This window comes from Marinomonas arctica (assembly GCF_003259225.1).
Classification (GTDB): domain Bacteria; phylum Pseudomonadota; class Gammaproteobacteria; order Pseudomonadales; family Marinomonadaceae; genus Marinomonas; species Marinomonas arctica.
Genome location: NZ_QHJF01000010.1, coordinates 22,559 through 35,743 on the forward strand (window position 1 = coordinate 22,559; position 13,185 = coordinate 35,743).

The 13,185-nt window shown below is 43.8% G+C and carries 15 protein-coding genes; 11 read left to right on the forward strand and 4 right to left on the reverse strand.

The features are described 5' to 3' along the window. Positions 1 to 108: 108 nt before the first annotated feature. Positions 109 to 1,122, forward strand: coding sequence for a lipoate--protein ligase (locus DK187_RS07230; RefSeq protein ID WP_111606680.1), 1,014 nt, complete (start codon positions 109 to 111; stop codon positions 1,120 to 1,122). A gap of 99 nt (positions 1,123 to 1,221) precedes the next feature. Here DK187_RS07230 and DK187_RS07235 read toward each other — a convergent pair whose 3' ends face one another. Further along, the gene (locus DK187_RS07235; RefSeq protein ID WP_162623481.1) at positions 1,222 to 1,851 is read right to left on the reverse strand and encodes a DUF1349 domain-containing protein; all 630 of its coding nucleotides are present in this window, start codon (positions 1,849 to 1,851) and stop codon (positions 1,222 to 1,224) included. Positions 1,852 to 2,133: 282 nt separating this feature from the next. Beyond that, positions 2,134 to 2,874, reverse strand: coding sequence for an ElyC/SanA/YdcF family protein (locus tag DK187_RS07240; protein ID WP_223232250.1), 741 nt, complete (start codon positions 2,872 to 2,874; stop codon positions 2,134 to 2,136). Positions 2,875 to 3,028: 154 nt separating this feature from the next. Between DK187_RS07240 and DK187_RS07245 the strand changes: the two genes are divergently transcribed. The 9 genes from DK187_RS07245 to DK187_RS07285 all read left to right on the forward strand — a co-directional run bounded on the left by DK187_RS07245 (position 3,029) and on the right by DK187_RS07285 (position 11,310). Further along, entirely contained in the window at positions 3,029 to 3,481 is a 453-nt protein-coding gene (locus tag DK187_RS07245) for a GNAT family N-acetyltransferase (protein ID WP_111606682.1), read from the forward strand. Further along, positions 3,481 to 4,161: a GDSL-type esterase/lipase family protein gene (locus DK187_RS07250; protein WP_111606683.1), complete on the forward strand. Its 681-nt coding sequence runs from the start codon at positions 3,481 to 3,483 to the stop codon at positions 4,159 to 4,161. The genes DK187_RS07245 and DK187_RS07250 overlap by 1 nt, the downstream gene beginning before the upstream one ends. 172 nt (positions 4,162 to 4,333) lie before the next feature. After that, complete coding sequence (locus tag DK187_RS07255; protein ID WP_111606684.1) at positions 4,334 to 5,419, forward strand: TRAP transporter substrate-binding protein; 1,086 nt, start codon at positions 4,334 to 4,336, stop codon at positions 5,417 to 5,419. Between the two features lie 109 nt (positions 5,420 to 5,528). Beyond that, positions 5,529 to 6,068, forward strand: coding sequence for a TRAP transporter small permease subunit (locus DK187_RS07260; RefSeq protein ID WP_111606685.1), 540 nt, complete (start codon positions 5,529 to 5,531; stop codon positions 6,066 to 6,068). A 33-nt stretch (positions 6,069 to 6,101) separates the two neighbouring features. Further along, entirely contained in the window at positions 6,102 to 7,391 is a 1,290-nt protein-coding gene (locus tag DK187_RS07265; protein ID WP_111606686.1) for a TRAP transporter large permease, read from the forward strand. A 106-nt stretch (positions 7,392 to 7,497) separates the two neighbouring features. After that, the gene (locus DK187_RS07270; RefSeq protein ID WP_111606687.1) at positions 7,498 to 8,853 is read left to right on the forward strand and encodes a cache domain-containing protein; all 1,356 of its coding nucleotides are present in this window, start codon (positions 7,498 to 7,500) and stop codon (positions 8,851 to 8,853) included. A gap of 23 nt (positions 8,854 to 8,876) precedes the next feature. Further along, on the forward strand, positions 8,877 to 9,509 hold the full coding sequence (locus DK187_RS07275) for a response regulator transcription factor (RefSeq protein WP_111606688.1): 633 nt from the start codon (positions 8,877 to 8,879) through the stop codon (positions 9,507 to 9,509). Between the two features lie 137 nt (positions 9,510 to 9,646). Then, positions 9,647 to 10,453: an endo alpha-1,4 polygalactosaminidase gene (locus DK187_RS07280; RefSeq protein WP_111606689.1), complete on the forward strand. Its 807-nt coding sequence runs from the start codon at positions 9,647 to 9,649 to the stop codon at positions 10,451 to 10,453. Positions 10,454 to 10,476: 23 nt separating this feature from the next. Beyond that, positions 10,477 to 11,310 carry an AraC family transcriptional regulator gene (locus DK187_RS07285; protein ID WP_111606690.1) on the forward strand — a complete coding sequence of 278 codons (834 nt, stop codon included), beginning with the start codon at positions 10,477 to 10,479 and terminating at the stop codon, positions 11,308 to 11,310. An 11-nt stretch (positions 11,311 to 11,321) separates the two neighbouring features. Here DK187_RS07285 and DK187_RS07290 read toward each other — a convergent pair whose 3' ends face one another. Continuing rightward, positions 11,322 to 11,912 (reverse strand): LysE family translocator, encoded by a 591-nt coding sequence (locus DK187_RS07290; RefSeq protein ID WP_111606691.1) that lies wholly within the window; start codon positions 11,910 to 11,912, stop codon positions 11,322 to 11,324. 165 nt (positions 11,913 to 12,077) lie between these two features. On the opposite strand from DK187_RS07290, the gene DK187_RS07295 reads away from it, so the two are divergent. After that, the gene (locus tag DK187_RS07295) at positions 12,078 to 12,374 is read left to right on the forward strand and encodes a Dabb family protein (RefSeq protein ID WP_111606692.1); all 297 of its coding nucleotides are present in this window, start codon (positions 12,078 to 12,080) and stop codon (positions 12,372 to 12,374) included. Positions 12,375 to 12,437: 63 nt separating this feature from the next. Here the strand turns inward: DK187_RS07295 and DK187_RS07300 are convergent, their stop codons facing one another. Next, complete coding sequence (locus DK187_RS07300) at positions 12,438 to 13,139, reverse strand: type 1 glutamine amidotransferase domain-containing protein (protein ID WP_223232249.1); 702 nt, start codon at positions 13,137 to 13,139, stop codon at positions 12,438 to 12,440. Positions 13,140 to 13,185: the final 46 nt, after the last annotated feature.

Below are 13,185 nucleotides of genomic sequence, written 5' to 3' on the forward strand. Positions count from 1 at the left end.
GCTTCTAAAAACCATGGTGTGAAAGCATCGTGGTTTTTTTATGCCTGTAAACGGGTTATAAAGGTAGTTGATCATTAAGTTTACTTTTTTGTGACAAGAGAAGATGCCATGGCTAGCCGAATTCTACTTTCCCATTCCAATAATCCTCACTTTAATCTTGCTGTAGAAGATTGTATTTTCCGCGCTATGCCAGCGGATCAACGGGTGTTGTTTCTGTGGCGTAATGCCGATACGGTAGTGATTGGTCGCTCTCAGAATCCTTGGAAAGAATGTAATATAAACAGTATGGAGCAAGACAAGATTCACCTTGCTCGTCGCCAAAGTGGTGGTGGGGCGGTGTTTCATGATTTGGGCAATACTAATTTTACTTTCATGGCTGGCAAGCCGGAATACAGCAAAGCCGTATCTACTGAGATTGTATTGAAAGGCTTAAAGAAGTTAGGCATCGAAGGTTATGCTAATGGCCGTAACGATCTGGTGGTCGGAGAGGGTGAAGCCATGCGCAAATTCTCTGGCTCTGCCTATAAAGAGACTAAGGACCGCGGCTTTCACCATGGTACTTTATTGCTGCATGCGGATTTAAGCCGCCTAGCCCATTATCTTAATCCCGATGTAAAAAAGCTCCAGTCAAAAGGCATCACCTCCGTGCGCTCACGAGTCACCAATCTAAACAGCTTGTATCCAGCAATTGATCATCAGCTCGTCTGTGACGCCATTGTCGAAGCGTTTTGTGAATATTTTGATGAAGTGCCAGTCATAGAGGAAATATCCCCCGACGCCTTGCCAGATCTTCCTGGTTTTCTTGAAAAATTTGAACAGCAGCAAAGCTGGGATTGGAATTTTGGTAAATCCCCGCAGTTCAACCATGCCTTAGACGAGCGTTTTAAGTGGGGTGGCGTCGAGATTCACCTTGATCTGAGCAACGCTCATATTACCGCTGCACAAACCTTCACCGACAGCTTGTTCCCCGATCCAATAGAGCAGCTTGCAGAAAAACTTGTTGGTGTAATGTATCGACCAGACGCCATTGCAGCTTGCGTCGACTCCCTTATTGATAGCTTTCCAGACCATAAAACCGATTTAGAAGAAATGAAAGCGTGGTTGGTTAAGGCGGTTTCCTAGACCAATTCCCATGTGAGCCGAATAATTCGCTTAATCGGCTCACATGATGAAAGACAGTTGGCAACATCCTGATTCTCTAAGCTTTATCTTTGACGTTGTTTAGGCGGAGTGAGCTAGCCACTTACAAGGCTCTAAACTCATATCGGTGAACGTAGCGGTAAAAGACGAGTTCTGAGGGCTGCACGCATACACACCGAATTTCACCGATTTCTCTGCGGGTTGTGGCGGGTTGCATTTGCCCATCTCGACAGTCGTTTCACCAAGCTGGTGCAAATGAAATACACGCATCTGATTGAAAACAATACCATCAAATGATGATTCAATCAGGAAATCAGCTCCTCGACGGCTTAAGCGATACCAGATTTCTTTTGGTAAGGGAATATCTGAGGTGGCCCAGTCTGAGTAGCCAAAATTCGTTACGACACTTCCTAGTCTTGAAAATGCTTCGTTTTCGTATTCAATGGAAGCTTTGAACCAATTCTCACTATCGAGGTAGATAATAAGACCACATTGATCAAATTGAGTGTGGTAAGTGAAATTGGCTTTGGCGGTAAAGGTGAAATTTTCTTCAGACTCGATCTGTAATGCGGGAGCATTGTCATTGCGAAAGCCATAGTAACTGCGTTGCCAGAGATCTGTGTTTGGCTCAGTTGTTATAGAGACTGAGTCTGTGTTCACTTCACTAAATTTTGGCTCAAAAATCCATTTACCATTTGTAAAATCTACCATTTTAATCCTCTACGCTCCTTCTTGAATTTGTCTTGTTACTAATGCTGCCCGTAAATTTATTGCTCTGGTAGTTTTTGTATCTTTTTTAACGTTTTTTGTCCAATCTATTAAGTGAAAAGATAGCATTGAAAATACAGTCTATCGTCAATTTAGCTGCTCATCCTGGTGTATAAGGGAGCCCTTTAGGTTTTTCAGACTAAGGCGCTTAGGTATCAACCAAGCATCGTGAGATATTGGGTCATCTTTTTTATTCGTTTCAAATGCCATTTTAGATGTCATTGCTTACTCCTTAATCCATTGCCAGCCACGTCCAAGCCATTCGTAAAAGGCGCGTTGACTTTTGTAGGCGGCGTTGGCGTCGATTTGCCAGTCACTTTTTTCTGAGCCTAAGTACAGGGCGGGCGCAGGGATGATGTCGATGCCAGCTTGTTCGAAGAAGATAGACGCACGTTTCAGGTGTGACGCTTCGGTAACCAGCGCGGCTTGTTTTCCATCTAGGTAGGGTTTCATGCTGTTGGCTTCCTCTTCGGTGTCTTTGGCGAGAGGGAAGGCTTTAATACGGTCGGGTTTGACGCCTAACTCAATGGCTGCTCGACGCATGACTTCTGCGTGAGGTTCGGTCATTTCTCCGGAGTAACCAGACACGAATAATTGCGCGTTGGGGTTGGCTTTTAAAATGCGCAGACCTTCCTCAAGTCTGAACAGTGCGCTGTTGCCTAGAGCCATGATTGTTGGCGTATTACTAAGATCTTTGTGGCCACTGCCGAGGACGATAACGGCATCCACTGGCTGTTCAATATTAAACACAGGATAATCATGTTCGACCGTGGCGATGAGTTTATCGGCTACTGGGCTCCAGCTGGTTAATCCCAGCATGATGATGCCGCTTAACAAGAAAAGCCGAGCGAGCTTCGGGCATTTTTTCATCAGTAAAAACGCGAGACACATGGCCACTAACGTCAGGGGTATGGGCATCAACATCATGCCGATGATTTTCTTGAGGTAAAAAAGAACAATGCCCACGGTGTTATCTCTTTAATCATATAATTTCAGAAGGCAGAGATCATAAAGGAGTATGGCTTTGCCTTGAAGCTTAAAAAAATTTGGTTAAGCTTTGTTTTTCAGGTTTGTTTGTCGGTATTATTTTGCCTATCCAGTTTCAACGTAAGGACACAAGATGTTTACCATTCGCCCTGCCGATTTTCCACAAGACAACGACTGTGTATTAGCGATCTTTCGTGAGTATATAGCGTCGGCGCCAGTGAGTTTGGATTATCAACAGAATGAGCAAGAGTTTGCTGTTTTAGATGAAAAATACTCGCATCCTAACGGTATGGTTTTACTGATCTGGAAAAATAATGAGGTCGTCGGTTGTGGCGCCTTTCGTCGAGTCGATACTGAAATTTGTGAAATGAAGCGAGTCTATATTCGACCGATAGAGCGAGGCCATCGTTTAGGTGAACAGCTCGTCACTGCGCTAATGTCTTGTGCCAAGGAAAATGGTTATCAGCGCATGTGTCTTGATGTGTTGGCTGACTTTGAGGTTGCTAGACGTTTGTACGTCCGTCTGGGTTTTGAGCCTAGTTATAACCCGATTCCGGGAACGCATTTTTTAGGATGTGATTTGTGATGAAAACAGCAAGACTATTATCAACAGAACCTTTATCCATTAAGGCAATGCCACAAGACACTCTATGGTGGTTGCCTCGTCATGAAGAAAAATTAGCTGAAAAGAGTGCCATGGAGCGAGTGGATTTGGTGTTTCTTGGGGATTCCATCACGCAAGCTTGGGAGAAAGAAGGTGCGGATGTTTGGCAGACTTTTTATCAATCAAGGAATGCACTGAATTTGGGTTTTAATGGCGATAAAACCGAGAATGTTTTATGGCGATTAGCTCATGGGGAAGTTGATAACATTGCGCCTAAGTTATTGGTTTTATTGATTGGAACAAATAATGCGGGACATCGCATGGACAAAGCCGAAGATACGGCGTTAGGGGTTAAACAAATATTGTCTGTGTTGGCCGAAAAATTACCGAAGACCAAGGTGTTGCTACTGGCCATTTTCCCTCGTAGCGCGAAACCAACGCAAAAGCTTCGTAAGTTAAATGACGAAGTGAATCAGATCATTTGCACTTATGTGGATGATAAAAGAGTATTTTTTCTGGATATAAATGCTGTGTTTCTAGACGAAAATGGTTGCTTAACCAGTAATGTGATGGATGATTTTTTGCATCCCAATGCCAGTCAGTATCAGGTTTTTGCTGAGGCGATAGAGCCTTGTATCGCTAGATTGATGGCTGCAGATTAGCGGGTTACTTTTCCTAGATATTTCCATTTACTAAGTAGTAATACGGAGTCGTCTACGTAGTATCCGCGTACTAATTCGGTATTCTTACGAATTGTTTACACTTTTCATTCGCGTGATTATTTGTCCTGCTCGATCTTAAAAAAAACAATAAGACCACAGGACGATAAAAACAATGAAATCTTTAAAACTTACCACGTTGGTTGCTGCGACCGCAGTGGCATTAAGTGCTTTTTCTATGTCTGCTATGGCGGCGGAAAAAGTATACAAACTGACCATGGCTGAGACATGGGCTTCTAACTTCCCTATCTTTGGTGATGCACCCAGAAACATGGCGCGCATTGCGGATGAAATGTCTGGCGGTCGTTTAAAAATCACCATAGATTCCGCCAACAAACACAAAGCCCCTTTGGGGGTGTTTGATATGGTGCGTTCTGGTCAGTATGACATGGGCCATTCTGCTTCCTATTACTGGAAAGGCAAGGTGCCAAATACCCTTTACTTTACTACTATGCCATTTGGCATGATTACGCCTGAGCAGTACGGTTGGTTCTATTATGGCGGCGGTATGGATTTGATGCAGAAGGTGTATCAACCGTTTGGCTTGCTGTCTTTCCCTGGTGGTAATACAGGCAACCAAATGGGCGGCTGGTTCCAAAAAGAGATCAACAGCGTTGACGACCTTAAAGGTTTGAAAATGCGTATCCCAGGCTTCGCGGGTGAAGTCATGGCGAAGTTGGGTGCTAGTCCGACCAATATTGCGGTTGGAGAGCTTTATACCGCTCTAGAGCGTCGTACTATCGATGCTCTAGAGTGGGTTGGACCGTCGTTGGATATGGATCTTGGTTTCCATAAAATCGCGCCTTATTACTACACGGGTTGGCATGAGCCAGCAACAGAACTGCAATTTTTGGTTAACGAACGTTCTTGGAAAAAATTACCAGACGATCTTCGTGAAATCTTGCGTACTTCTATGAAGCTCGCTTCTTACGACATGTACATTCAGTCTTACCATGAAAGCGCTGAGAACTGGTCTAAGATGTCAACGGAATATCCAGACGTGCAAATCAAAACCTTTCCAAAAGAAGTACTACAGGCGATGAAGAATGCCAACCAAGAGTTGCTTGAAGAAGCCGCAGCAAAAGATGTGTTGGCTAAGGAAATCTTGGATTCTCAAGCCGCTTATCTTAAAAAGGTTCGCGTTTGGACCAATATCTCTGACCGCGCATACCTAGACAGTATTGACAGTTTAGCGGACTAAAACCTCCCAGCATGGCGAATACGATCCCTTCGCCATGCCTTTTTCTAGAAGCAATTTTTGCAACATGCCACAAGCATAGACATTCTGCAGAACTTGCTAGGAGTTTGTTATGTTTTTGATCAGTCTAGAACGAGGCATTACTCGTTTTTCTAACTTCCTTGGCGTGCTATCGACTCTGTTGTTTATCGCCTTGCTGTTTAATGTTTTCTATGACGTTTTGATGCGCTATGCCTTCAATGATGTATCGATTGGGATGCAAGAGTTGGAGTGGCATTTGTATGCGGCCATTTTCTTATTGGGGATTCCCTACGGTATTCAACACGGCGGTCACGTACGTGTGGATTTGATTTATGAAAACTTGTCGATTCGTGGCAAAGCATGGATCGACTTATTTGGTTGTGTGTTTTTTCTTATCCCTTTTGCCTTGCTGGTTGGTTACTACGGCGTAGGCTTTGCTCATGAAGCTTATGCGCTTGGGGAAACCAGTGGTGATCCGGGTGGTTTGCCTTATCGCTGGATTATTAAAGCGGTGATTCCGTTTGCCTTCTTTTCGATGGCCATTAGTGGCTTAGGCATGATCATTCGTTGCATTAATGTGCTGCGCGGCGTGAGTGAAGAAGGTTTTTCACATCCGCCGATTCAACATTGATACTTGTCACCATTTTAAGCTTGTAGGTTATTTATGATCGGAATAATCATGTTTTTTGTTGCCCTAGTCATGCTGTTACTAGGCTTCCCTGTCGCCTTTACCTTTGGTGGCGTCGCTTTAATCTTCGGCGTTTTTGCGGAAGGTTTTGATATGTTTGCCTTTATGCCGTTCCGCATTCAGAGCTACATGGAAAATACGGTAATGATGGCGGTGCCTTTGTTTGTTTTTATGGGCATCGTGCTGCAAAAAACCAAATTGGCAGAACAGCTATTGGAGGCCATGGGGAAATTGTTTGGTGGCGTTCGTGGTGGTTTGGCGATATCTACTGTGCTCGTGGGGGCTTTGTTAGCGGCGTCTACGGGTGTGGTGGGGGCCAGCGTAGTGGCCATGGGATTGATTTCTTTGCCCGTGATGCTGAAGTACAACTACAGTAAATCCTTGGCATGTGGAACGATTTGCGCATCAGGGACGCTAGGGCAAATTATCCCACCTTCCATTATTTTGATCATTTTGGGCGATGTCATTCGCATTCCGGTCGGGGATTTATTCCAAGCGGCATTGTTACCCGGTATGGTGCTGATCGGCTGCTATATTGTGTACATCTTGATTCTGACTTTTTTGAAGCCTGAATTAGCGCCTGCTATGCCACAAGAGCTAGATGGTGAGACTCGTGCCCAGCAAATTCGCAGTGCTTTAAAAGCGATCATTCCGCCATTGGCTTTGGTATTAATCGTTTTGGGGTCTATTTTTACGGGGATTGCGACGCCAACAGAGTCATCTGCGTTGGGTGGTGTGGGTGCCATTATTTTGGCGCTTTTTTACCGTCAATTTAGCTGGAAAATGCTCTACGACAGTGGTTTAGAAACGGTTAAAGTGACGGCCATGGTATTTGCCATTTTGATGGGGGCAACGGCGTTCTCGATGGCCTTCAGTTATACCGGTGGTGATGCAATAGTTGAAGAAGTGTTGCTTAATCTTCCCGGCGAAAAATGGGGCTTTATTATCTTAGCGATGGTTGCCATTTTGGTGTTGGGTTTCTTTATCGACTTTGTTGAGATTGCCTTCATTATTGTGCCAATCTTGGTGCCCGTGGCGGAAGCATTAGGGATTAATATGGTGTGGTTCGCGATCTTGATTGCGATGAATTTGCAGACCTCTTTTTTAACGCCTCCTTTTGGGTTCAGCTTATTTTATTTAAAAGGCGTCGCCCCTAAGTCGGTGCGTACAATGCATATTTATAAAGGCGTAACGCCGTTTATATTGATCCAGATCTTAGTTTTAGTCAGCATTATGATTTTTCCTGAATGGTATGGGATGCACTAATTCTGTTTTTATTATGTAATAGAGAAAAGTGGGTGATGGTCCACTTTTCTCTAATGTTCGCCGTTTAGGTCGGTGGCTATACAATAATAAAAAAAGGTCATTCCTCATGAGATTAAAAAGTAAGATTATCTTGCTTGCTGTCGCTCCATTAATCGTTGCTACAACCATTATTACCTATTTGGGCTTTCAGTCCGCCCGTGATTTGGCCGAGCAAGAGCTGGCCATTTACGAGTTCAATCTAGTCGATGCTAAAAAACAAGCCTTAAAAAATCATGTCAATATTGCGATGTCGGCGATTCGTCCTATCTTAGAAAACGATCAATTAGAGGATGCGGAAGCGCAATATCGGGTGAAAAAGATTCTGGCTGGATTAAGTTATGAGGACGATGGCTATTTTTTCGCTTATGAAATGTCTGGTGTGAATCTAGTCCACCCAACACAGCCAGATTTTGTGGGCAAAAACCTATGGAACTTTCAGGATCGCACTGGGAATTATTTGATTCAGGGCTTAATTCGTGCGGCTCAAGCGGGTGGTGGATATCACCGATATATCTGGGAGAAGCCGCCACTAATGAAACAAGAAGACAAATTAGGCTATGTGGTCGCCATTGATCGTTGGGATTGGATAATGGGCACGGGCTTGTATTTGGATGATATTTACGCCGAGCTTGCTAAAACCAAAGGCATTATGAATGACAATATTCAGCGCAGTTTTTTTACCGTGATTGAAGTGGTGGTGGTTACGGTTGTGTTGGTCATATTGCTGGGGCTCGCAATTAATCTTCATGAACATAAATTAGCCGATTCTAGATTAAAAGAGCTAGCGCAACGTTTTATGCGTTTGCAAGTCAATGAAAGACGGGGTTTTTCTCGTGAGCTGCATGACGGTATTAATCAGCTGTTAGTGAGTTGTAAGTTTCGTATTGAGTTGGCAGAAAATAAATTAAAACGGGATCATGAAAAAGAAGTGATTCATCAGGAGTTATCCAAAGCAGGGGACTTGATTAATCAAACCATCAGTGAAGTGCGACAAATTTCACATAATTTACGACCAACGCTGTTGGATGATCTAGGCTTAGATACCGCCTTAAGAGCCTTAGTTGATCAATTCATGGAGCGTACCAGAATAAAAGTAGCCTATTGTTTTGAGGTGGTATCAAACATACCGGATGAGATTGAAATTACTATCTATCGTTTGACCCAAGAAGCGTTAACCAATATTGAAAAACACGCCCAAGCAAAAAATATTACCTTACATGTCTGGCAGTCTTATCGACATATTGGGTTCGAATGTTTGGATGATGGCTGCGGCTTTTCTCAGAAGAGTGTGTTGTCTTCCGGCATTGGCTTGATCAATATGCGAGAACGGATCGAACTAATTGGTGGTGATTTTACATTAGAGTCCCAGCGTGGCAAAGGCACTAAAGTGCAGGCATTATTACCCTTGGAACAAGGATTTTAATCGCTTAGAGAAGAGTGACAATAATGATAAAAAAGATTCGTGTACTGTTGGTGGATGATCACATGTTGGTGCTGGATGGCCTTCAAGCTCGTTTGGAATTAGAAGGCAATATCGACATTATCGCCACCGCGTCGAATGGCTTAGAGGCACTGGAAAAAGCCCAAGACACACATCCAGATTTGGTTCTAATGGATGTTTCTATGCCTATTTTAAATGGTTTGGAAGCTACTAAGCGTTTTAAAACTGAGCAGCCTAACATCAAAATACTGATGCTCAGTATGCACAATGACAAAGAATACATCTTGTCTTTAATTCAGTCTGGTGCGAATGGTTATGTGTTAAAAGATGTGTCCTCGGAAGAGCTAGTGCAAGCGATTAATACTGTGTATCAGGGGGGAACATATTTTAGTTCTGGTGCATCTGATGCTCTTTTTTCGCAGGTGGTTCCTAGCCTATCTTGTGAAGAATTGAGTAAACGGGAAATGGCGGTCTTGAAAGCACTGGCGATTGGTTTGTCTAATAAAGAAATTGCCCTGTCGCTGAATATCAGTGTGAGAACGGTGGAAACCCATCGGCAAAATATTAAAAATAAACTGAATATCCACACATCCGCTGGTCTGGTTAAATACGCGCTTGCTCATCAGTTAATTAATTAGGTGTGTTTGCCAAGAACGACCGATAGGGAATGATTTCCTAGAGTGTAAGCCTTTCTTGGCATAAAAGGGTACAGTGGTAGAACGGCAACCGTGTCGTGGGCTTTTTTATAAGCTTTTTCTGACAAATGGAGTCCTGTATGCGCACTGTATTCTTCCCCTTCATCGCGTTTTGTCTGCTGTTGTCGTTATTTTTTGCCCCTCTTTATGCCGCAAACGATTGGTATCGACCGCCTGTTGGTGCCACTTGGCATTGGCAACTGGATGGTGAGGTGAACGAATCCTATGATGTGGCGATATACGACATTGATTTATTTGATTCGTCTGTTGAACTGATTCAACGCCTACAAGCGTCTGGTAAAAAGGTGATTTGTTATTTTTCTGCGGGATCCTATGAAGATTGGCGACCTGATGCCACAGATTTTTCCGAGCAAGACTTAGGCAAAACCTTGAAAGGTTGGGACGATGAGCGCTGGTTAGATATTCGCTCCAGTCAAGTGCGTGACGTGATGGTTCGCAGGCTTAATTTGGCTGCTGAAAAAGGGTGTGATGGAGTGGAGCCTGACAATGTGGACAGTTACCGTACTAATACAGGCTTTTCTTTTCGGGCTAATGATCAACTAGACTATAATCGATTTTTGGCGACACAAGCTCATCAATTAGGTTTAGGGATTGGTTTGAAGAATAATCCAGATCAGGCCCGACTCTTGAGTAGTGACTTTGATTTTGCGGTGACAGAACAATGTTTTGAATATTCCGAGTGCCGTTCTTACTCGGGCCTTATTCAAGCTGGGAAGCCCGTTCTAAACGCTGAATATCGCCGAATTTATGTAGACGATGAGTCAGAACGTAACAGTATGTGTAAGCAATCTCAGCGCTTAGCGTTCAGTACTCTGGTTTTACCTAAAACGTTAGATGACCAATTCCGCCTAAGTTGTGAGCCGTAATTGTATATTGATAGGAAGACGAAATGATGCCTTCTACGCAGCCGCTTTTCTGGCGAGATCCGACTTTACCTTTTGTGGAGCTGCGTCAAGTATTAGATGGTCGAAAAGTGAGCTACGCACCGCATTCCCATCAAGAATGGTCAATAGGTGCTATTCTTGAAGGCCAGAGTGAGTTTCTGTGTGCAGATCGATTGCATGCGGTTGAGCGTGGCGCTTTGGTGATGATGAATCCAGATGTGGTGCATGCGTGTAATCCTCGCCAAGATTCCCCTTGGGCCTATTACATGATGCATCTAAATAAAGATTGGTTGGCTTCTTTGTTATTTGGTCATGGTATACGTAAGACACCGAAATGGCAAAATACCGTTGGCGATACCTTGTTATCCGCTCAGGCATATCGGGCGTTTGTAGAAGTATGTGAATCTCTAATGGCTGTAAACCTTTCGCCTTTAGAAAAAAAACAAAGGTTGGAAGCCGTGCTGGTGGCTGTATTTACTCAGTTAGCATCTGACAATAGCGAATCGGCTACCGCTTTGCCGGCCAATAACTTGTATCAAGTCGCACATTATTTGCATCAACACTGTCTACAAGACACCTCTATTGAGCAGATAAGTGCCGAATTTGGTTTTAGTACTGGCTATTTGGTGCGTGCTTTTAAACGTCATTTTAATATGACGCCTCATGCTTATCGTTTGAATCGTCGCATCCAACTTGGTCAGCAAGCGTTGAAACAAGGGCAAGCCATCGCAGACGTGGCTCAGGCTATTGGCTTTAGCGATCAAGCTCATTTTCAGCGCGTGTTTAAACAGCGAGTAGCGGCGACGCCCGATCAGTATCGGCGTTCGGTTTCTTCTTAGAGCTATTGCCTTTAGATCAGTATTAGCAGACAACTTCCTGCGAGTAAAATCGCCAAGGTTTTATTCAGTAAGCGCATCTTGGCTGGGCTTTGGAAATACTGCCCGAGTATTTTTCCTACCCACACCCAAACGCCTAAAGATAGCCAACAGATAGGTAGATATAAGCCCGCAAAAATCATCACTTGCGTTGTTTCGGCGTTGGGAATATACGCGGCAATGCCAGACAGCGAAGCCAACCATGCTTTTGGATTGAGCCATTGCATGATAGCGCCTGCCATAAAGGTTGGCGCGTTATTATTTTTGTCCGAATTTAGCTCGCCATTGTCGGTGAATAACTGATAACTCAAGTACAAAAGAAAAGCGATGCCTAGCCATTGCAGCACTTGCGTGATCCAGCTTAATTGGTCAATTAGATAATGCAGACCAAAGCCAATCAGTAAAAACAAAACAATAAATCCGAATGTCGCCCCTGTGACAAAAATAAGCCCAGTTTTGATGCCGTAACGAGCACTGCTGCTCAGTGAAAGCAGATTAACCGGTCCAGGTGATAAAGACGCCGCTAAAGCAAATAAAGACATGGAAGCAAGGAGTGAAAGAGTCATTAGGTGTTCCTAAAAAAATAATAAACAGGCGCTCACTATCGTTTTTTAGATGTCTTGCGTATTGAACGAAATTGACCTTTTAAGGATTGTTTCGTATTGGCATGTTGTTAGCGACAAAGGCGGAGTATGATTTTGCGAAATCACCTTATTTCATCAGGAGTTCTCATGATTCGTCATGTACTGTTTATAAAGTTCAAGGCAGATGCGACCGCAGAAGCCATCTCAACGTGTTTCAATCATTTTGATTCGATTAAAAGCAAGATTGCCGGTATTGAAGCGGTTGAATGGGGCGTAAACATGAGTAAAGAGGGGCGTAATAAAGACTACACCCACTGTGTATTTATGACCTTTGCTGATGAAGCAGCTCTGGATCATTACATCCCGCATCCAGATCACGACGCTTTAAAAGCACAGCTAGTGCCGATTTTAGAAGATATTATCGTCTTCGATTACGCCTTATAAGAAAAAGCCCGTCTTTCCTTAAGACGGGCTTTTTTGTCGCTTATCTTGATTGACTCAGGTGGCTTATTTAGCCAGTTGAGCCAATAGTTTCTCAGCGACTAATTCCGAACTGGCAGGGTTTTGGCCTGTGATCATCAAGCCATCTTGAACGGCGAAAGGTGTCCAATCCGCGGTATTTTTGTAGTCTGCACCGCGTTTTTTTAGCTCGTCTTCCAAAAGGAAAGGCACAACTTCTGTTAATTGTACCGCCGCTTCTTCACTGTTGGTGAAGCCCGTGACGGTTTTGCCTTTGATAAAGTACTCACCATTTGCATCTTTGATGTTCAAGAAAGCACTTGGAGCGTGACATACCGATGAAATCGGTTTGTTCGCTGCAATGAAGCTTTCGATCAAGGCAATGGATTCTTCGTTTTCAGTCAGATCCCAAAGTGGGCCATGGCCGCCAGGATAGAAGATGGCATCAAAGTCATCTTGTTTCATGTCGCTAAGTTTTTGAGTGTTAGCGATCACATTTTGCGCTGCTTGGTCATCATAAAAGCGTTTTGTTGCATCTGTTTGTGCATCCGGCACTGTGCTGTTTGGGTCAATGGGGGCTTGGCCCCCTTTTGGTGTCGCGACAGTGACTTTAGCACCAGCATCCAGAAATGCGTAATAAGGTGCGGCGAATTCTTCTACCCAAAAGCCCGTTTTGTGGCCAGTATCGCCCAGATCTGAATGGGAAGTTAGAACGACGAGAATGTTTTTGTTGCTCATAAGACTGTTCATAAGAGAATCCTAAATGTTTGAATGAGTTGTTTAATTAACGTGTGAT